This window comes from Aerolutibacter ruishenii, assembly GCF_007830115.1.
GTDB lineage: Bacteria > Pseudomonadota > Gammaproteobacteria > Xanthomonadales > Xanthomonadaceae > Aerolutibacter > Aerolutibacter ruishenii.
The window spans coordinates 326,639-346,680 of sequence record NZ_VLKP01000003.1 but is presented as its reverse complement, the minus strand read 5'-3'; the positions used below and the strand labels follow the sequence as shown (position 1 = coordinate 346,680).

Here is a 20,042-nt window from a genome sequence, read left to right as displayed (position 1 = left end):
CACTCGCATCCGGAACGCCCGCGGCAACGTGTTTGTCTGCCTGCGCGCTCATGCCGCCGCTCCCACCCCGGCCTGCTCGGCCAGGTCGACCGACTCCACCAGATGGATGAAGGCATCCTCCATGGTCGGATCCGGGTTGTCGGCGTCGGCCGCGCCGCGCTTGAGCGCATCCGGCGTGTCCAGCGCAATCAGCCGCGCCCGGTACAGCATCGCCACCCGGTCGCAGTACTCGGCCTCGTCCATGAAGTGGGTGGTGACCATGATCGTCACGCCCTTGCGCGCCAGGCCGTTGATGTGGGTCCAGAACTCGCGGCGGGTGATCGGGTCCACGCCCGAGGTCGGCTCGTCCAGGAACAGTACCGGCGGCCGGTGCATCAGCGCACAGGCCAGCGCCAATCTCTGGCGGTAGCCCAGTGGCAACGACTCGGGCGCCGCGGACAGCCAGCGCCCAAGGTCGAAGGTCTGGATCATCTCGTCGATGCGCGCACGCTTCGTGGCGCCCTCCAACCCGTACACGCCTGCGGAGAACTCCAGGTTCTGGCGCACCGACAGCAGTCCGTACAACGAGAACTTCTGCGCCATGTAGCCCAGCTGGCCCTTGGCCGCACCGGTGGCATGGCGAAGATCCAGACCGACCACATGGGCCTCGCCCGCGGTCGGCGTGAGCAGGCCGCACAGCATCTTGAACGTGGTCGACTTGCCGGCGCCGTTCGGACCGAGCAGGCCGAATACCTCGCCCTTGCGCACCTGAAAGCTGACGTCGTCGGTGGCCGTGAAATCGCCGAAACGCTTGGTGAGCGCCTGGCACGACACGGCGATGTCAGACTCCAGTTCCACCGGCGGCATGCGTTCGGCCAGCGCCGAGGTGCCGCCAGGACCGCCGCCAAGCAGGTCGATGAACGCATCCTCGAAGCGCGCCGGCACGGGCGCCAAACGCGCACCGATTCGATCGGCCAGCGCCTGGACCTCACCGGTATCGGCACCCTCCCGCATCACCAGCCGAACGCCGGCACCCTGGATCACGCCGTCGCCAACGCCCTTCATGTCCAACGCCTGGGCCAATACCGCGCGGCGTTCGTCGCCCACCTCCTCCAGTCGGAAGCTGCGACCCTCGAGCAACCGTGTCAGCTCCTGCGGCGGGCCAGCGAAGGCCAGTTCGCCCTCGTTGAGCAGCAGCACCGTGTCGCAGCGCTCGGCTTCGTCCAGATAGGCGGTCGACCACACCACCGCCATGCCTTCGTCGGTCAGCGTCTGTACCATCCGCCACAGGTCCTGGCGGCTGACCGGGTCGACGCCAACGCTGGGCTCGTCCAGTAACAGCACCCGCGGCCGCGCCATCAGCGCGCACGCCAGGCCGAGCTTCTGCTTCATGCCACCGGAAAGTTTGCCGGCAAGACGCGTGGTGAACGGCGCCAGCCGGGTGAAATCAAGCAACTCGGAGAACAGTGCGCCATTGTGCTCGGCATCCATGCCACGCAGACGCGCGTACAGGCGCATGTTCTCCATCACCGAAAGGTCTTCGTACAGGCCGAACCGCTGCGGCATGTAGCCGGTGGCGACGTGGATGGCATCGTTGTCGTCGACCACATCGAAGCCAGCCACGGTCACGCGTCCGGCATTGGGCTGCAGAAGACCGGTCATGATCCGCATCAGCGTGGTCTTGCCAGCGCCGTCGGGACCGACAAGACCGGTGAGGCGGCCGTATTCGATGCGGGCATCCAGTTTGCGCAGCGCCTGTACGGCACCGAAGTGCTTGTCGACGCCCTCGATCACCACGGCCGCGTCGTCATGGCGACCGTGTGTCGCGACTGGCGGGTGCGTGGTGGTGGCCATGTCAGCGGGCGCCCTTGCGGGGTGCGTCAGACCCGGGCGCGGCGTCGACCTCGACCGTCACGGGCATCCCTTGCCGCAGCCCGCCGTCCACCTGGTCGTCATCGATGACCACGCGCAGGCGGTAGACCAGGTCGGTACGCAGGTCCGGGGTCTCCACGGTCTTGGGCGTGAATTCCGCGCGAGGTGAAACGAAACCGATCTTGCCCCGGTAGGCCTTGCTCGACGAATCGTTGCGAACCCGTACCGGGGTGCCCGGAGCAACGCGACCCAGGTCGGTTTCACCGACGTAGGCCCGCACATACACCGGCCGGTCCAGGCTGAGGCTGTAGACCGCACTCTGGTTGGCGACCATGCTTCCCGGTTCGCGAATCCGCGCGATGATCGTGCCGTTGGCGGGTGCAATCAGTTGGGTATCGGCCAATGCCGTCAACGCCTGGTCGCGCGTTGCCTCGGCCGCGGCCAACCGCGCCTCGCCTGCAGCGATATCCTCGCTGCGGAAGCCCTCCACGGCCTGCGACAATGCCGCTTCGGCCGCCCGGACATTCGCAACGGACTGATCGCGCGCAGCGCGCGCCGCATCGATCATGCTCTTGCTGATCGCGCCCGACGGCAAAAGGCCTGCTTGGCGTTCGTAATTGCGCCCGGCGTCCATGGCCACGGCTCGCGCGCGGTTCAGCGCCTCGCGGGCCTGTGTGATCTCCTGCGGGCGAAGACCGCCATGCAGCTTGCCGACCTCGGCCTCGGCCACCCGGACCGCCGCATTTGCTGCGGCAAGCGCGTCCTCGTAAGGCTTGGCATCGAGCAGCGCCACGCGGTCTCCCGCGGTGACTGCATCACCCTCCTCGAACGCCATTTCCTTTACCCGGCCCGGCTGCCGAAAGGCCAGCTGCACCTCCCGGATGTCGACGTTGCCGTACAGCACCAGGGCACCGTTGTCGTCACCCGCGCGTTTGAACAGGACTACCGCAACCGCGAGTACGACCACGACGGCGGCGCTGATCGCGATGACCCGCTTGCGCGTGGGAGAAATCCTGTTCGTGCTCACTGACCACCTCCGCTGATGCCCCGGCGATAAATGGAGAACACCCTCTGTGCATCGCGACGGATGCGGCCAACATCGCCTGCCACCATCGCCTGGATCACCAGACCCTGGATGGTGCCGATGAAGAGCAGTATCGCCGCCTCCACGTCCAGACCGGGGTCCAGCTCCCCGGACGCCTTGCCGGCCTCAAGCAGGGATCGCAAACGCTCGCCATAGCGGCCCATCAGGGTCTGGACCATCTTGCGAGGCAGCGTGTCGACGGGACGTTGCAACTCCCCGAACAGCATGCGCGGCACACCAGGGCGCTCGGCCACGAAGTCAACATGGGCCATGAACATGGCTTCCAGCGCCGCCATGGACGAGGTCGCACCCTCTGCGGCCCGGTCCACCCGTGCCAGCAGGCGCTCTGCGACCCAGGACAACACGGCCTGCAGGATCGCGTCCTTGGAGGGGAAGTGCCTGAACAACGCCCCGTGGGTCAGGCCCATTCGCTCCGCGATCGCGGCTGTCGTGATGTCGCTGGGGTTCTGCTCGGCCGCCATGTCGATGACGGTGTCCACAGTGGTCGCGCGCCGCTCTTCGGCGGAAAGACGGGTCGCTCGCATGCTGAAAGCCTGCCTCTGGTAAGTAAGCACTTGCTTACAATAAGGGACACATGCGGTGCTTGCAAGCGATTCCTCGGGTCGTGCCCTTGCCGGATACAGCCGCCGGCCGCTGCCAATGGCTCTACAAGCCTTCCCCACCTGGCGGCAAAGGAGGACTCGGATTAACAAAGCCCTGGGGCACCAGTGCAGGTAGACTCCGTCCATGCGCCTCTCCGCACTCTTCCTGCCGTTGGTGATAATGCCTCTGGGTGACGCCGTCGCAAGCAATGCCACTCAAGAAGTCGACGTACGGCTCGAGCGCTATACCGGTGACGTACCGGGCGCGGTTTTGCTGGTGTTGCACGATGGGACGCCTGTCATTCGCCGGGCGGTGGGCCTGGCCGATGTCGATGCCGGCATCCCGGTCACGTTATCCACCAATTTCCGCCTGGCCTCGGTGAGCAAGCAGTTCACCGCCGCCGCCGTGCTGCTGCTGGCCGAGGACGGCCGCCTGCACCTCGACGATCCCGTGAGCCACTGGTTGCCGCAGCTTCCGGCCAACGCCAACGATGTGACGTTGCATCACCTGCTCAGCCACACCTCGGGCCTGCACGACTATGAAGACCTGATGGCGGCCGATTTCAAGGGCCAGGTGCATGACGCCGATATTCCGTGTCTCCTGGCGTCGGGCCGGCCCTGTGGCGCTGATGCCGGGACCATCGAGCCGGTCCCTGGCCTGGGCCCACCGTACTTCCCGGCAGGAACCGCCTACCGGTACAGCAACACGGGTTACGCCCTGCTTTCGCTGGTCGTCGAACGGGCTTCGGGCCAGCCCTACCCGGAGTTCCTGCGCCAGCGCATCTTCGCGCCGTTGGGCATGGACGGCACGGTGGCCTTCGTCGACGGCGCATCGACCGTGCCCGCACGTGCCTACGGCCATAGCCTCGACCGCCGGGGCTGGAACCGCACCGATCAGTCCACGACCAGCGCGGTGCTTGGCGATGGCGGCATCTATTCCTCGATAGACGACCTGGCCAAGTGGGACGCGGCGCTGCGCGACGATCGCCTGCTGTCGGCGCGCTCGCGCGGTCTGGCGTTCTCGCCACAGACCACCACCGCCACCGGCGAAGCCGACGTGGATGCCTACGGCTACGGCTGGCGCCTGTACAACGGCATGCATTGGCACTCCGGCGAAACCATCGGTTTCCGCAACGTGATCCTGCGCTGGCCGGCCCAGCGGCTGACGGTGATCCTGCTCAGCAACCGCGACGATCCAGAACCCTATGTCGCCGCGCGTGCCATCGGAGAAGCCTTCCTGCGCGACATGCAGGGCGTTGCGCCAGGCACGACCGGCCTGCCGCGCTAACGACACGCCTCCGCCACCTGGTGGTTCAAGGTCCGAAGCAGATCGTAGGTCCGCTTCATTCCAACCGCGGCCAACGTCTGCTCGCGGTTCCGTCGTGCCCGTTGGCAGGCAGCGTCATCGCGGGCGATCGACACCCGGTGCAGCGCGCCACCGCCCATCCGCCTGCCGGGACCAGGCATCGTGCCCGCACGCCTCGACAGTTCCGCCGACTCCGCGCGTGCCGCCTGCTCGCGTACCGCACGCGCACGAAGCTCCTCAGCGGTTGGGGCCCGCTCCGTCACGTAGGCATGGCTCGACACCTGTCTGCCGCCTGCGCTGCAAGGCGCCTGCTGGAAGCTCACGGCCCCCTTGCTGGATACGCATTTGCGCACCTCACCCGCCTGCTGTCCCCAAGCGAGGATCGGGGCCGCGACCATCAATACCGCGATTACGCACCGCTTTGCCTTCATGGCGCTACCACTCCCATCCACCTGTTTGATCCATCACCAAACCACTGGCCGCATCCATCCGGCCATGCGCGTGCCTGCCCATACCAGGACCAGCCCCAAGACCAGCGACAGGCCAAGGTAACCGACCAGCATCGCGTTCCGGTCGGAACGCGCCATCAGCAGGCATTCCAGCATCAACGAGGACCAGGTGGTAAGCGCGCCCAGGAACCCGACGATCAGGAAGGCGCGCCAGTACAGCGCAGCCGGACCACGGCCCTCCAGCCAGACCGCGATGAAACCGATCGCGAACGAGCCGAACATGTTGACGGCGAACGTACCCCAGGGGAAGCCGCTACCCAGTTGGCGAAGCAGCAGGCCGCCCAGCCAATGACGTCCGGCGGCCCCCAGCGCACCGCCGAGCATCACCAGAACAAGCGGCTGCCAACCCAGGCCCGCCATCAGCCGCACGCCCTCTGTTCTGCAGCCTCAACCCACATGTTTCTCGCCCCGCCCAAGCCACCATGCCATGGCCAAGCCGGTAATCGCCCAACCCGCCACCACCTCCACCAGGCCTGACAAGGTGAAATCCAGCGGGAACATGTACCAGTTCCAGTAGGGCACGCTGATCGTCAACCAGCTGAAGACCCCGGCAGCGGCCGCCACCATCACGCGGCGCCCCATGCTCCATGCACCCAGCGAAAGCATCCACGCCAGCACCAGTGCCGCCAGCGTATCGGACGCCCACTGCTTGCCCAGGTTGGGCGCCATGTTCTCCAACGCCGGGTTGCCCCCCGGCTGGTAGATCACCAGCGCATAGGGCTTGTCGCGATTGGCTTCCACGAAGGCCTTGTTGGCGGCCTTGTCCGCATAAATGGCAGGGTCCATGCCGGGCAGCATGTACACGCCTTCACCGCTGGACGCGGCTTGGGTGATCGCGCTCAATGCCGCATCCTGCCCGACGGCGGTGCGCATGCCCATCTCGCCCAGCGGCAACACCGTGTGCGCCACGGCACCCCACAGGAACATCACGATCCCGCCGATGAGGGCGGCTATTGCGATTCGCATCAGGTCCTCCCCAGGACTTGCTTCTGCTTCAGGTGGAGCGGGGGCAGGCTGAGCTTGCCTGCGACCGTGCCGCATCGCAACCGTCACCCTTTCGCGTGACCGCCCTCGCCACCCCGCGCCGCTTCCCGCGCCTCGCGCAGGCGGTCCAGCTTTTCCTTGAGCTTCAGTTCCAGGCCCCGCTCCGCCGGCCGGTAGTAGACGCGCTCGCCCATGGCGTCGGGGAATCCGGTCTGGTCCAGCGCGACCCCGCCTTCCCGGTCATGGTCATACTGGTAGCCCTTGGCGTATCCCAACTGTTTCATCAGCCGCGTGGGTGCATTGCGCAGGTGCATGGGGACCTCCTGGGTGCCGTACTCCGCAACGTCCTGCTGGGCGGCCTTGTATGCCATGTAGGCGGCGTTGGACTTGGCCGTGCTGGCGAGGTACAGGGTCAGTTGTGCCAGGGCGAGTTCGCCCTCCGGCGAACCAAGCCGGTCATACGTGTCCCACGCGTCGATCGCCATCTGCAACGCGCGCGGATCGGCCAGCCCGATGTCTTCCACCGCCATCCGCGTCAGGCGGCGGGCCAGGTATGCGCGGTCGCATCCGCCATCGAGCATCCGCGTCAGCCAGTACAGCGCCGCATCGGGGTTGGAGCTGCGCACGGACTTGTGCAGCGCCGACGTCTGGTCATAGAACTGCTCGCCCCCCTTGTCGAACCGGCGCGTACGATCGGCCAGGACCTGCGCCAGGGTGGACTCTGTGATCTCGCCGCCGTCCTCCACGGCGAGTTCCGCGGCGATCTCCAACAACGTCAGGCCGCGCCGGACATCGCCATCGGCAGCACTGGCAATCAGGCGCAGCGCGTCATCCGGCGCGTGGATGCCCTGCCCGCCCAGTCCGCGCTCGGCGTCGCCCAAGGCGGCCTGCAGGGCGGCGGCAATGTCTTCCGGTGAAACCGCTTCCATCACGTGCACGCGGCAGCGGGAAAGCAACGCGGAGTTGAGCTCGAAGGACGGGTTCTCCGTCGTCGCTCCCACGAACAGGATCGTGCCCCGTTCGATATGCGGCAGGAATGCATCCTGCTGCGCCTTGTTGAACCGGTGCACCTCGTCCACGAACAGCACCGTGCGGCGACCGCCCGCGAAGCGCTGTGCCGCTTCGGCCAACACCTGGCGCACCTCCGGCAGCCCCGACAGCACCGCGGAAATCGCGCGGAATTCGGCATCCGCATAACGCGCGAGCAGCAACGCCAACGTGGTCTTGCCGCAACCCGGCGGACCCCACAGGATCATCGAATGCATGCGACCGGATTCGATCGCGCGCCGCAAGGCGCTGCCCGGCGACAACAGGCGACGCTGGCCCACCATTTCATCGACTGTGCGCGGACGCATGCGCTCGGCCAGTGGCCGCATCGCATCCTGGTCGGCGCTCAGCAGGCTGGGGGCGGCATCTGGAAACGGAGGTGGGCTCGGCCGTGGCACGGTGATTCAACGGATGGAGGACGGCCCCACAAGATAGCAACTAAGCGAGCCGGGCGGCCCGGCGTCGCGTTGCCGGATCAGCTGCGCGCCGGTTCATCGCGTGGTGCCGCGGCGTCCAGATCATAGTTGACCCGCAACCATTGCCCCGTCGTGCGGTCGTACAGCGCCTCGATGCTCGCCGGGGCCATGCCCTCGCCCTCAAAGCGCGCCTGCCCCACTGCCTGCACATGCAGGTAGCGCCGCCCCGCCGGTGACGTGCTTGCGTGGTCAATGCGTACCTCCACCGCCTGCTGGATGAACTCCGCCGCCATGGCGCGGCTGACCTGCTGCAGGAGTCCCCGCACCAGCGGGGATTGGCTGGAAACCATGCTCGACGGTGCATCGCTGCCCAGCACCAGGCGTGGTTGTGTCACCACCGTGTCCTGCGTGTCGTACAGCGCGTTGAACGCAAGCGGGATCCATGTGTCGTCGTCACCAATGCGCAACCGGCCCTCGCCGGAGACGACACGGTCGCGCACGCTCAACGGTGCCACGTCCACCTTGTCCAGCTGCACCTCCACCTGCTGGCGGGGAAACTGCAACGTGATCGCACCCACCAGCGAAGTGGCGACCGAGTCATCCATCGCCAGTTCGCCTTCCGCCCTCGACTCTGCCGCCCGGTCCAACGCAGCCGCGTGGAACACGGGCATCGGCTGCGAATCCAGCTGCGGGTCATTGGGCACTGCGAAGACCAGGCCCATCACACCAGCGGAGGCAAGCACTGCGGAGGAAATGACGGTACGGAACATGGCGCATCCAATCCTGGCCGACCCCGTTACGGATGCGGGGCATGGCAGGCAGAGTGCCGCCGGCCCCGTGGATGTGCCGTGATTCCAGGACGTGGAACGTGAACGCTCCCTGTGCGGATTGTGTTCCGCCGATTACCTTTCGCCGATCACGTCCACGCCTTTGCCTGGCGTGTAGGTAAACGTGCCGCGAGCAAACGCCGGGTTGCGCTTCCAGCCACTGAATCGGATCTCGGTGCGCTGGCCCAGGCTGTCCACGATCACCATTTTCACCAACTCGCCCTTGGCCAGACCCAGTCGCGCGGTCCGGAAACCGGCTTCGTCGGTTCGGGGCGCGAGCGTCAACCAGCTCATGCCTTCCGAGGTGCCCGCTTCCTTGACCACGAACTGCGCATCCAGCTTGGTCGGATCGATCAATGCCGCCAACGGGCTGTTCTGCTCCTCGGGCCCCTGCGGCTTGACCGTGGCTTGTTGCAGGTCCGGATCGTAGACCCACACCTTGCGGCCGTCAGCCACGATCAGCTGCGGGTACGGCTTGATGTACTCCCAACGGAACAGGCGCGCCGCGGACAGCGCCAGGCGACCGCTGGAAGACTCCTTCAGCCTCCCCTGCTCATTGAAGACCTGCTGGGTGAACGTGGCGTTGAGTCCCTTCAACCCCTTGGTGAACGCATTGAGGTCATCGCGGGCGGCGGCGAACGCCGGGGATGCGGACAACGCGAACGCGAAAAGGCCAGCGCCGACGCGGGCAGTCCACCGGGAAATACGAGTCATGGGATTGCTCCAGGTGCAAACGCAGATGCGATGGCCGAAGTGTGTGGCGCGGAAGCTGAATAGCCGATCAAGGGATGCGCCGAGACCTGCCACTCAACGCGAGGTGCCCCACGCAGGAGCATCGGCGGAAGGCGCCCCAACCCGGATGGTGGGAAGCGCCAGTCGCTGCCGACCTCGCGAGGTGTCTTCAATCACGCGGAGGCGGAGGCGCCAGCACGCTGCGGTCACCGTTGTGTTCCGGGGAAGAGACCACCCCCGCCGCCTCCATCGCTTCGATCAGGCGCGCGGCACGGTTGTAGCCGATCTTGAGCCGACGCTGCACGCCGGAGATGGAGGCCCGACGGGTCTCGGTGACGATGCGCACCGCTTCGTCGTACAGCGGGTCGGACTCATCGCCCCCTCCCCCGCTTTCCGGCAGGCCGGTCGCACCGACCACCACGCCATCGCCCATGGTCTGCACTTCGTCCAGCACGCCCTCGATGTAGTCCGGGCCGCCACCAATCTGCTTGAGGTGCTCCACCACGCGGTGCACTTCCTCGTCACTGACGAAGGCGCCATGAACGCGCTCGGGCATCGCTGTACCCGGCGGCAGGTACAGCATGTCGCCGTGGCCCAGCAGCGTCTCCGCACCGGACTGGTCGAGGATGGTGCGCGAGTCGATCTTGCTCGACACCTGGAACGCGATGCGCGTGGGGATGTTCGCCTTGATCAGGCCCGTGATCACGTCCACCGACGGGCGTTGGGTCGCCAGGATCAGGTGGATGCCGGCGGCACGCGCCTTCTGCGCCAGGCGCGCGATCAGCTCTTCCACCTTCTTGCCGACGATCATCATCATGTCGGCGAATTCATCGATGAAGATGACGATGAACGGCAGCGTCTCCAGCGGCCGCGGCGCTTCGCCCAGTTCGGCGTTGGGCTTGAACAGCGGATCCATCAGCGGCTGGCCCGCGTCCTGCGCGTCCTTCACCTTCTTGTTGAAGCCGGCGAGGTTGCGCACGCCAACCGCGCTCATCAGCTTGTAGCGGCGCTCCATCTCCGCCACGCACCAGCGCAGGCCGTTGGCGGCCTCCTTCATGTCGGTGACCACTGGCGCCAGCAGGTGCGGGATGCCCTGGTAGACCGACAGTTCCAGCATCTTCGGGTCGATCATCAGCATCCGCAGGTCCTTCGCGGAGGCCTTGTACAGCAGGCTGAGCACCATCGCGTTGACCGCCACCGACTTGCCCGAGCCGGTGGTGCCGGCCACCAGCAGGTGCGGCATGCGCGCCAGGTCGGCCACCGTCGGGCGGCCGGCGATGTCCTTGCCCAGCGCCAGCGTCAACGCACTGGCCGACTTGTCGTATTCCTTTGAGCGCAGCAGCTCCGAGAGGAAGATCATCTCGCGCTGGGTATTGGGCGTTTCCAGACCGACCACCGACTTGCCGGGGATCACGTCCACCACGCGCACCGACTTCACCGACAGGCCGCGGGCGATGTCCTTGTCCAGCGAACTGATCTGGCTGACCTTCACCCCGGGCGCCGGCTCGATCTCGAAGCGGGTAATCACCGGCCCGGGATACGCGCCCACCACCTGCGCATCAATGCGGAAGTCCTTCAGTTTGAACTCGATCTGCCGCGACAGGGTTTCCAGCGTCTGCTCGTCGTAGCCCTTGGGTTGCGGCTTGGGATCATCGAGCAGCGCCAGCGGCGGCAGGCCCGAACCGTCACCGGCATTGAACAGCGGGATCTGGGTCTCGCGCTTGGCGCGCTCGCTCTTTTCCACCACCGGTGCCGGCGGCGGTTCGATCTTCACCGGGGCGCGCTTGGCGCGCAGTTCGGAGTCCACCTTGCGGACTTCTTCGCGCTCCTCGCGCAGGGCGCGGGTCTGCTGCCACTCCGTGGCCTGCTTGCTGCCGCGCTTGAACACGCGCCCCAGCAGCGGGCCCAGCGCCAGCGTCCACTGGCCCAGCTTGTCCATCACGTGCAACCACGACAGTCCGGTGGCCAGCGTGATGGAGATGAGCAGCAAGGCCAACAGGAACAGGTTGCCGCCCACCGGGCCAAAGCCCTTGTACAGCGACTTGCCCACCACCTGCCCGAGGATGCCGCCACTGCCGGCGGAAAAGTCCGACGCGGTGTTGAAGCGCAGGTACAGCAACCCCGTGGCCGAAACCAGGAAGCCGACGATGCCCACCAGCCGCAACGCCGGCCCAAGGTCGGCATGACCATCGCCATCGGTGTCCATCCCGAACAGTGCGATCCACGCGATCAGCCCCAGGATGAGCGGCAGCAGGAACGCCACGTAACCGGTGAGGTTCAACAGCACGTCGGCGAGGAGCGCCCCCACCTTGCCGCCGAGATTGTGCAGTGGTGCGGTAACGCTGCCGGACTGCGACCAGCCTGGATCCTGCGGCGAATACGTGACCAGGCTGACCAGCAGGTACACCAGCAACGGCGCAATGATGATCAGCGCGATGTCGCGCATGAGCCGCTGGCGACGGGGCGATGGCGGGGCCTTTTCGGCCGTGACCTTCTTTCGGCTTGCTGCGGACGCTTGCGCCACCGTGATGTTCTGCCTTAAATCGATTGCGTTAGTCGTTGAATATACGGCGAAATGCCATGGATTCACAGCCCGGTGCGCCGGGCGTTCCATGGCTAAATTACAGCGTCATTCCCTGCAGCGCAGGGTGCACCAGCCGGCCGCCCTCCACGTTGATGCCGCGAACCAGCGGCGCACTGTCCCGCCAATGGCCCGAAGCCAACTTGCCGACCCACGGCAGGATCGCCGCGCAGATCGCCTGCGACGAGGTTTGCGGCACCGCGCCGGGCATGTTCGTCACGCAGAAGTGGGTCACGCCCTCCTCCACGAAGGTCGGCTCCTTCCATGTAGTCGGCCGCGAGGTCTCGAAGCAGCCACCCTGGTCGATGGAAATGTCGACCACCACGCTGCCGTCCTCCATGCCCTTGAGCATCTCGCGGGTCAGCACGTGCGGCGCCACCGCGCCGGGGATCAGCACCGCACCCACCGCCAGGTCGGCACCCGCCACCTCGCGGGCGACGTCGTCGTCGTAGGGGTACAGTGCGGTCACGTTGTTGCCCAGCCGCATCATCTCGTCCATGCGGTCCTGCCGCTTCTCGAACACCACCACGTTGGCACCGCCCGCGGCCGCCAACGCAGCGGCATGTCCGCCCGCCTGGCCTGCGCCAAACACCACCACCTTGCCCCGCTCCGTCGAAGGCAGCCCACCCAGCAACCTACCCTTGCCGCCCTGCGGCTGGTGCAACAGGTGGGTGCCGATCTGCACCGCGATCTTGCCGGCAATGATCGACATCGGTGCCAGCAAGGGCAACGTGCCGTTGTCCAGCTCCACGGTTTCGAACGCGACCCCGGTCAGTCCGATGTCCAGCAGCCGACGGGTCAGCGCGGGCTCCGGCGCCAGGTGCAGGTAGCAGAACAACAGGTGGTCCGGCCGCAGGTGGCGCAGGTCGCCCTCGACCGGCTCCTTGACCTTCACGATCAGCTCGCCCTTGTCGTACAGCGCCGCCGCATCCGGTGCGATGTTGACGCCCACCTGCGCGTACTGCGCATCGCTGAAGCCGCTTTTCAGGCCGGCACCCTGTTCCAGCCATACTTCATGGCCTCGCCGGACCAGATCCCCGGCCGCGGCGGGCACCAGGGCGACCCGTCCTTCAAGTGTCTTGGTCTCGCGGGGCACTCCGATACGCATCGCGACCTCCCAACCGTGGCTGGCCCTCGGGGAACGCCGCATGGGCGGCGTCGTGGATGCCGCACCGGCAATACCCGCCGTGCGGTTGCTGCAACGGTGTTTTCGCCAACCTTGCCTTGTAATGCCGGGACTCGGCCGCCACTCTATGGCGTCTCCCAGCAACCAGTATAGCCATGACCCCCGCCAAGCATTCCAAGCTGATCATCCTCGGTTCCGGCCCGGCTGGCTGGACCGCGGCCGTCTACGCGGCACGCGCCAACCTCAAGCCCGTGGTGATCACCGGTCTGCAGATGGGCGGCCAGCTGATGACCACCACCGAGGTGGACAACTGGCCGGGCGATGCCCACGGCCTGATGGGGCCGGACCTGATGGCGCGCATGCAGGCCCACGCCGAGCGCTTCGACACGGAAGTCGTGTTTGACCACATCCACACCGCCGACCTGTCCAAGCGCCCGTTCCGCCTGGTGGGCGACAGCGGCGAGTACACCTGCGATGCCCTGATCATCGCCACGGGTGCGACCGCCAAGTACCTGGGCATCCCCTCCGAGGAGACGTACATGGGGCGTGGCGTGTCCGCCTGCGCCACCTGCGATGGCTTCTTCTACAAGGACAAGGACGTGGCCGTGATCGGCGGTGGCAATACCGCCGTCGAGGAAGCGCTGTACCTGTCCAACATCGCCCGCAAGGTCTACCTGATCCACCGTCGCGACACCCTGCGCGCGGAGAAGATCCTGCAGGACAAGCTGTTCGCCAAGGCCGAGGCCGGCAAGATCGAGCTGGTATGGAACAACACCGTCGATGAAGTGCTGGGCGACGATGCCGGTGTCACCGGCGTGCGCGTGAAATCGATGCAGGACGGCAGCACCCGCGACATCGCCATCCACGGCTTCTTCGTGGCCATTGGCCACACCCCCAACACGTCCCTGTTCGAGGGCCAGTTGGCGATGAAGGGCGGCTACCTCACCATCAACACCGGGCTGGAAGGCAATGCCACCCGGACCTCGGTCGAAGGCGTGTTCGCGGCCGGCGACGTGGCCGACCAGGTCTATCGCCAGGCGATCACATCGGCCGGCTTCGGCTGCATGGCCGCGCTCGATGCCGAGAAGTTCCTCGACAGCGAGGGCTGAGTCCCTCCGGCGCCCTGCCCCGCGGGGCGCCTACCGCCATGCCTGACGTCCGCCTCCTGGCCTCTCTGGCCGACGTTCCCGCCGGGCAATGGGATGCGCTGCATGACGGACACAACCCGTTCGTCAGCCATGCGTTCCTTTCGGGCCTGGAGCAGCATGGCTGCGTGCGTCCGGATTGGGGTTGGACGCCCCGGCACCTGTCGCTGTGGGAAGACGGGGCGCTGGTCGGTGCCGCCCCCATGTACCTGAAGACGAACTCTCACGGGGAGTTCGTCTTCGACCATGCCTGGGCGCATGCCTACGAGCGGCACGGGCTGGATTACTTCCCGAAGTGGCTTTGCGCCGTGCCGTATTCGCCCGTCACCGGCCCGCGCCTGCTGGCCCGTGTGCCCGCGGTTCGGCACGCACTGGCCCAGACGATGGTGGCGCAATGTGTCGCGCTGGGGCTGTCGTCCGTGCACGTGAACTTTCATGACGCCATTGAAGACGAAGCCTTCGATCACGCCATGGACACGGATCCGGGCAACCCCGACAGGTGGCTGGTCCGGACCGACATGCAGTACCACTGGCACAACGATGCAGGCTGGCGCACCTTCGACGATTTCCTTGCGGCGTTCGACCACAAGCACCGCAAGAACGTCCGGCAGGAGCGCCGGAAGGTGGCCGAGGCCGGCGTGCGCTTCCGCGTGGTCGACGGCGCGGGCGCCACCGAAGCCGACCTGGCGACGATGCATCGCTTCTACCAGCGCACGTTCGCCGACTACGGAAACCATCCGGCACTGACGTTGCCGTTCCTGCAGCACCTGGCCGTGGCCTGTCCCGAGGCCCTGGTGATCATTTTCGCCGAGTTCCAGGGCCAGGCCGTCGCGGGAGCGCTTTGCCTGCGCGGTGGTGGCACGCTTTACGGCCGGTACTGGGGCGGCGACGCCACCCTGCCCGGCCTGCATTTCGAAACCTGCTATTACCAGGGCATCGAGTATTGCCTGCGCGAAGGACTGACGCGATTCGAACCGGGCGCCCAGGGCGAACACAAACTGGCCCGCGGCTTCCTGCCGACCCTGGTACGCAGCCGGCATTGGATCGCCCACGACGGCTTTCGCGACGCGCTGGGCGACTGGTGCCACGAAGAGACAGTGGCCGTGCTGCAGCATGCGCGCCGGCTGGCCGCACGATCCCCCTTCAAGGGGGCAGACGCCAGCGCCCGGGACGTGACAAGCTGAACGCATGTCCCTGCGCTTGCCCCAACTGCCGGTGGACCCTTCCGCGCCCTTCCCGCCAGGGGAGAGCGCGCTGCGGCAGCCAGACGGGTTGCTGGCCCTTGGTGGCGACCTGTCGCCCGTTCGCCTGCTGAACGCCTACCGGCACGGCATCTTCCCCTGGTATTCGGAAGGCCAGCCGATCCTGTGGTGGTGCCCGGATCCGCGCACGGTTTTCCGCACGGACGGCTTCCGGCTTTCGACGCGATTCCGCCGAACGCTCCGGGCGCTGCCCTGGGTGGTGCGCGCGGACACCGACTTCGAGGCCGTGATCGATGCCTGCGCCCGGTCGCCGCGCAACGGGCAGGACGGCACGTGGATCACGGCGGAGATGCGTGATGCCTACGTGGAGCTGCACCGCCTGGGGCATGCGCATTCGATCGAGGTGTGGGACGGCGATCGCCTGGCTGGTGGGCTGTACGGGGTCTCGATCGGCCACATGTTCTTTGGCGAAAGCATGTTCAGTGCCGACTCCGGTGGCTCGAAGGCGGCCCTCGCGGCCCTGGCCTTCCGGTTGCGCGAATGGGGCTGGCCGTTGATCGATGCGCAGGTCGAGAACCCGCACCTGATTTCGCTGGGCGCTCGGCTGATCCGACGCGAGAAGTTCCTGGCCCAGGTGGAAGGGCTGACCGCACTGACCGCGACAGCGGAGCCGTGGACACGACAGTTCGGCGAACTGACCTGTGCCCAGTTGGCTCGAACGGACTGAGCGGGGCGAGCTCGCCCCGGCCAGCCAGCCGCGGCGGGCGCGGGCGCGGCGCACACAGCCGCCCTTCGCCGCATGCTGAACCACTCACCCCCCACTTTTGCGCCAGCTACCGCAACGTGGCACAATGCTGGGCTTCGCGGCCGGGAAACGGCCGCTCTTCGCGACACTCAGGGAACACATGGCAAAAGACGACGTGATCGAATTCGAGGGCACGGTGGCGGAAACCCTTCCGAACACCATGTTCCGGGTGCGCCTCGAAAACGGGCACGAGATCATTGCCCACATCTCCGGCCGCATGCGCAAGAACTACATCCGCATCCTGACCGGCGACAAGGTGAAGGTCGAAATGACCCCCTACGACCTGACCAAGGGCCGCATCACCTATCGCATGAAGTAATTGCGGTAACGCATTGAAAAAAGGCGACCTTTTGGGTCGCCTTTTTCGTTTCCAATGGTTGCCGCAACGCGCTCGACCGACGCGATGCATCCCCATGCCGCGCCCGCTTGTGGCGCGGCATGGACATCACCGTCAGCTGACAGTCGCCGGCAGCAGCTTCTCCGGCTCGGCCTGCACGTCCAGCGACAGCTCGTCGTCCTTGACGTCGATGGTGACCCGGCCACCGCGCACCAGCTTGCCGAACAGCAGTTCGTCCGCCAGCGGGCGCTTGATCCGGTCCTGGATCAACCGTGCCATCGGCCGCGCGCCCATCAGCGGGTCGAAGCCGTGCTGTGCCAGCCAGTCGCGCGCCGGCGGCGTGGCCGACAGGGTCACGTCCTTCTCGTGCAGCTGGGTTTCCAGCTCGATCAGGAACTTGTCCACCACCCGCAGGATGTGCTCGAAGCCCAGTGCCTGGAACTGCACCACCGCATCCAGGCGGTTGCGGAACTCCGGCGTGAACGAGCGGCGGATGACCTCCATCGCGTCGGTGCTGTGGTCCTGCTTGGTGAACCCGATGGAGCGCCGCGACGCCTGCGCCGCGCCGGCATTGGTGGTCATCACCAGCACCACGTTCCTGAAGTTGGCCTCACGCCCGTTGGTGTCGGTCAGGATGCCGCGGTCCATCACCTGCAGCAGGATGTTGAAGATGTCCGGGTGGGCCTTCTCCACCTCGTCCAGCAGCAGCACGCAATGCGGCGTCTTCACGATCTTCTCGGTCAGCAGGCCGCCCTGGTCGAACCCGACATAGCCCGGGGGCGCGCCGATCAGGCGGCTGACCGAATGCGGCTCCATGTACTCGGACATGTCGAAGCGCACCAGCTCGATGCCCAGTTGCAGCGCCAGCTGCTTGGTCACCTCGGTCTTGCCCACGCCCGTCGGACCGGCGAACAGGAAGTTGCCGATGGGCTTGTCCGGGTTGGCCAGGCCGCTGCGCGCCAGCTTGATCGCACTGGTCAGGGTCTCGATGGCCGGGTCCTGGCCAAAGATCACCATCTTCAGGTTGCGCTCCAGGTTGCGGAGCACGTCCTTGTCGGTGGCGGTGACCTGCTTGGCCGGGATGCGCGCCATCTTGGCCACGATGGTCTCGATCTCCTCGACGTCGATCAGGGTCTTGCGCACGGCCTCCGGCAAAACGCGTTGGCGGGCGCCCGCCTCGTCGATCACGTCGATGGCCTTGTCCGGCAACAGGCGGTCGCCGATGTGCTTGACCGACAGGTCCACCGCGGCCTGCAGCGCCTCGTCGGCATAGGTCACGCCGTGGTGGGCCTCGTACTTGGGCTTCAGGCCCTGCAGGATCTCCACGGTCTCGTGCACCGTGGGCTCCACGATGTCGATCTTCTGGAAGCGGCGCGCCAGCGCCCGGTCCTTCTCGAAGATCCCGCGATATTCCTGGAACGTGGTCGAACCGATGCAGCGCAGGTCGCCCGAGGCCAGTGCCGGCTTGATCAGGTTGCTGGCGTCCATCGTGCCGCCCGACGCCGAACCGGCACCGATGATCGTGTGGATCTCGTCGATGAAAAGGATCGCGCCCGGCAGCTTCTTCAGCTGAGCCAGCACCGCCTTGAGCCGCTTTTCGAAATCGCCGCGGTACTTGGTGCCCGCCACCAGCGCGCCCAGGTCGAGCGAGTAGATGGTGGCGTCCATCAGCACCTCGGGGACGTCGCCCTCGACGATGCGCTTGGCCAGGCCTTCGGCAATCGCGGTCTTGCCCACCCCCGCCTCGCCCACGTACAGCGGGTTGTTCTTGCGGCGGCGGCACAGCACCTGGATGGTGCGTTCCACCTCGTCGGCACGGCCCACCAGCGGGTCGATCCTGCCGTCGCGCGCGGCCTGGTTGAGGTTGCTGGCGAACTCCGCCAGCGCGTCGGCCTTGCCCTCGCCCTCGCCGCCTTCGGCCTGGCGCGATTCGCCCTCGTCATGCGGGTGCTGCGGCTCGTCCTCGCCGTGCTTGGCGATGCCGTGGGAGATGTAGTTGACGACATCCAGCCGCGCCACGTCCTGCTGGTTGAGGAAGTAGACGGCGTGCGAGTCCTTCTCGCCGAAGATGGCCACCAGCACGTTGGCGCCGGTGACCTCCTTCTTGCCGGAGGACTGCACGTGGTAGACCGCGCGCTGCAGCACGCGCTGGAAGCCCAGCGTGGGCTGGGTGTCGCGGTCGATGTCCGCGGGCAGCACCGACACCGAGGTGGCGATCGCCTGCTCCAGGTCGCCGCGCAACCGGGCGAAGTCGACGCTGCAGGCCTTGAGCACCTGTTCCGCCGAGGGGTTGTCCAGGAGCGCCAGCAACAGGTGCTCGACCGTCATGTACTCATGGCGCGCCTCACGGGCGCGCTTGTAGCACTGGCCGATGCTGTATTCGAGATCCTTGCTGAACATGGGGGCAAGCCTCCAAAAAAGCTACTGCGGTCCTAGATGGGGACACGCAAGGTGCTTTTCCATGCGCCCCCTTCGGAACTCCCGACCGGCCGGCGAGGTCGACAACCCCTCCTACAGATCAGTACGTCCCTTGGACCCGTTTTAGGCCTTTTCCATCGTGCACAGCAAGGGGTGCTGGTTGATCCTTGAGTATTCGTTCACCTGTGCGACCTTCGACTCGGCCACCTCGCGTGTGAAAACCCCGCACACGCCCCGGCCCCGGGTATGGACGTGAAGCATGATCTGCGTCGCCTTTTCGATGTCCACCGGGAAGAAGCGCATCAGCACGTCCACCACGAAGTCCATCGGGGTGTAGTCGTCGTTGAGCAGCAGCACCGAGTACAGCGGGGGGCGGGCGATCTCGGGTTTTCCGGTTTCCACCAGGACGCCGTGGTGGTGCTCATGGTCGGTCTGCTTGGCCATCGGGCAATTATACCCGGTGGCTCCTTGCAGCCACCCCGGCCTTCGCGGCGTGGACGACGCACCACCCGCCGCGACACAATGCCACCTTCATCACACTGGACATGCCCATGCGCATCGGCCACGGCCTGTTGCTGGCCGCAACCCTGCTGCTCACCATCATCGGCGGACCTGCGGCCGCGGCGGATGCCTCGGTCAAGGCACGCCTGGACGCACGTGGGGTCAAGCACGAGGTGGATGGGGACGGCGACTACAAGGTGACCTACAACTACGCCAAGGAAGGCCGCACCCAGCTGGTGTTCGTCTCGGGCCGCACGGAAACGTTGGGCGGCTTCATCGTGCGCGAGATATTCTCGCCGGCTGGCCGCGTCGGAAAGGACGCCATCGACGGCGCCAAAGCCCTTGAACTGCTGGCCGAAAGCCGCAACAACAAGCTTGGCAGCTGGGAATTGGGCGGCGATGTCCTGTACTTCGTGCTCAAACTGCCCGACACCCTGTCCGGCGCCGAACTGGAATCGGCCATGGACATCGCGGCACAGACGGCCGACGACATGGAAATCAAGTTGTCGGCGGACCGGGACGAGCTCTGAGGCCCTACCGCCGGGTGTCGGGAAGCCCAGCAGTGCCGG

The 20,042-nt window shown here is 66.5% G+C and carries 18 protein-coding genes; 6 read left to right on the top strand and 12 right to left on the bottom strand.

The genetic code is table 11. The features are described from left to right. Positions 1-48: 48 nt before the first annotated feature. The 3 genes from IP93_RS05560 to IP93_RS05550 are packed head-to-tail and all read right to left on the bottom strand — an operon-like array spanning position 49 to position 3,480. The gene (locus tag IP93_RS05560; protein ID WP_144813072.1) at positions 49-1,833 is read right to left on the bottom strand and encodes an ATP-binding cassette domain-containing protein; all 1,785 of its coding nucleotides are present in this window, start codon (positions 1,831-1,833) and stop codon (positions 49-51) included. A 1-nt stretch (position 1,834) separates the two neighbouring features. Next, a complete protein-coding gene (hlyD, locus tag IP93_RS05555) occupies positions 1,835-2,878 on the bottom strand; it encodes a secretion protein HlyD (RefSeq protein WP_144813069.1) in 1,044 nt (347 codons plus the stop codon). Continuing rightward, a complete protein-coding gene (locus tag IP93_RS05550; protein ID WP_144813068.1) occupies positions 2,875-3,480 on the bottom strand; it encodes a TetR/AcrR family transcriptional regulator in 606 nt (201 codons plus the stop codon). The genes hlyD and IP93_RS05550 overlap by 4 nt, the downstream gene beginning before the upstream one ends. A gap of 202 nt (positions 3,481-3,682) precedes the next feature. Here IP93_RS05550 and IP93_RS05545 point away from each other — a divergent pair, with 202 nt between their 5' ends. Next, positions 3,683-4,825, top strand: coding sequence for a serine hydrolase domain-containing protein (locus IP93_RS05545; protein WP_144813065.1), 1,143 nt, complete (start codon positions 3,683-3,685; stop codon positions 4,823-4,825). A 482-nt stretch (positions 4,826-5,307) separates the two neighbouring features. On the opposite strand, the gene crcB is transcribed toward IP93_RS05545, so the two are convergent. The 7 genes from crcB to IP93_RS05510 form a co-directional block, all read right to left on the bottom strand. Further along, entirely contained in the window at positions 5,308-5,712 is a 405-nt protein-coding gene (gene crcB / locus IP93_RS05540; RefSeq protein ID WP_425480027.1) for a fluoride efflux transporter CrcB, read from the bottom strand. A gap of 27 nt (positions 5,713-5,739) precedes the next feature. Then, complete coding sequence (locus IP93_RS05535; RefSeq protein ID WP_144813064.1) at positions 5,740-6,318, bottom strand: hypothetical protein; 579 nt, start codon at positions 6,316-6,318, stop codon at positions 5,740-5,742. Positions 6,319-6,401: 83 nt separating this feature from the next. Then, the gene (locus tag IP93_RS05530; RefSeq protein ID WP_144813061.1) at positions 6,402-7,712 is read right to left on the bottom strand and encodes a replication-associated recombination protein A; all 1,311 of its coding nucleotides are present in this window, start codon (positions 7,710-7,712) and stop codon (positions 6,402-6,404) included. A 146-nt stretch (positions 7,713-7,858) separates the two neighbouring features. Further along, on the bottom strand, positions 7,859-8,569 hold the full coding sequence (locus IP93_RS05525) for a hypothetical protein (protein WP_144813058.1): 711 nt from the start codon (positions 8,567-8,569) through the stop codon (positions 7,859-7,861). A 132-nt stretch (positions 8,570-8,701) separates the two neighbouring features. Beyond that, complete coding sequence (lolA, locus tag IP93_RS05520) at positions 8,702-9,340, bottom strand: outer membrane lipoprotein periplasmic chaperone LolA (protein WP_144813055.1); 639 nt, start codon at positions 9,338-9,340, stop codon at positions 8,702-8,704. Positions 9,341-9,527: 187 nt separating this feature from the next. Beyond that, positions 9,528-11,882: a DNA translocase FtsK gene (locus IP93_RS05515; protein ID WP_242006749.1), complete on the bottom strand. Its 2,355-nt coding sequence runs from the start codon at positions 11,880-11,882 to the stop codon at positions 9,528-9,530. 97 nt (positions 11,883-11,979) lie between these two features. Further along, positions 11,980-13,047 carry an alanine dehydrogenase gene (locus IP93_RS05510; protein WP_144813051.1) on the bottom strand — a complete coding sequence of 356 codons (1,068 nt, stop codon included), beginning with the start codon at positions 13,045-13,047 and terminating at the stop codon, positions 11,980-11,982. 173 nt (positions 13,048-13,220) lie between these two features. Between IP93_RS05510 and trxB the strand changes: the two genes are divergently transcribed. The 4 genes from trxB to infA all read left to right on the top strand — a co-directional run bounded on the left by trxB (position 13,221) and on the right by infA (position 16,536). After that, positions 13,221-14,174, top strand: a complete 954-nt coding sequence (gene trxB / locus IP93_RS05505) for a thioredoxin-disulfide reductase (protein ID WP_144813048.1) — start codon at positions 13,221-13,223, stop codon at positions 14,172-14,174. Between the two features lie 38 nt (positions 14,175-14,212). Continuing rightward, positions 14,213-15,394, top strand: a complete 1,182-nt coding sequence (locus IP93_RS05500; RefSeq protein WP_144813046.1) for a GNAT family N-acetyltransferase — start codon at positions 14,213-14,215, stop codon at positions 15,392-15,394. Positions 15,395-15,398: 4 nt separating this feature from the next. Beyond that, entirely contained in the window at positions 15,399-16,139 is a 741-nt protein-coding gene (gene aat, locus IP93_RS05495; protein ID WP_144813044.1) for a leucyl/phenylalanyl-tRNA--protein transferase, read from the top strand. 178 nt (positions 16,140-16,317) lie between these two features. Next, on the top strand, positions 16,318-16,536 hold the full coding sequence (gene infA / locus IP93_RS05490) for a translation initiation factor IF-1 (RefSeq protein WP_031372296.1): 219 nt from the start codon (positions 16,318-16,320) through the stop codon (positions 16,534-16,536). Positions 16,537-16,668: 132 nt separating this feature from the next. Here infA and clpA read toward each other — a convergent pair whose 3' ends face one another. Next, the gene (clpA, locus tag IP93_RS05485) at positions 16,669-18,954 is read right to left on the bottom strand and encodes an ATP-dependent Clp protease ATP-binding subunit ClpA (RefSeq protein WP_144813041.1); all 2,286 of its coding nucleotides are present in this window, start codon (positions 18,952-18,954) and stop codon (positions 16,669-16,671) included. Positions 18,955-19,095: 141 nt separating this feature from the next. After that, entirely contained in the window at positions 19,096-19,416 is a 321-nt protein-coding gene (gene clpS / locus IP93_RS05480) for an ATP-dependent Clp protease adapter ClpS (RefSeq protein WP_144813039.1), read from the bottom strand. Positions 19,417-19,517: 101 nt separating this feature from the next. Here clpS and IP93_RS05475 point away from each other — a divergent pair, with 101 nt between their 5' ends. After that, positions 19,518-20,003 carry a hypothetical protein gene (locus tag IP93_RS05475; protein ID WP_144813037.1) on the top strand — a complete coding sequence of 162 codons (486 nt, stop codon included), beginning with the start codon at positions 19,518-19,520 and terminating at the stop codon, positions 20,001-20,003. Positions 20,004-20,042: the final 39 nt, after the last annotated feature.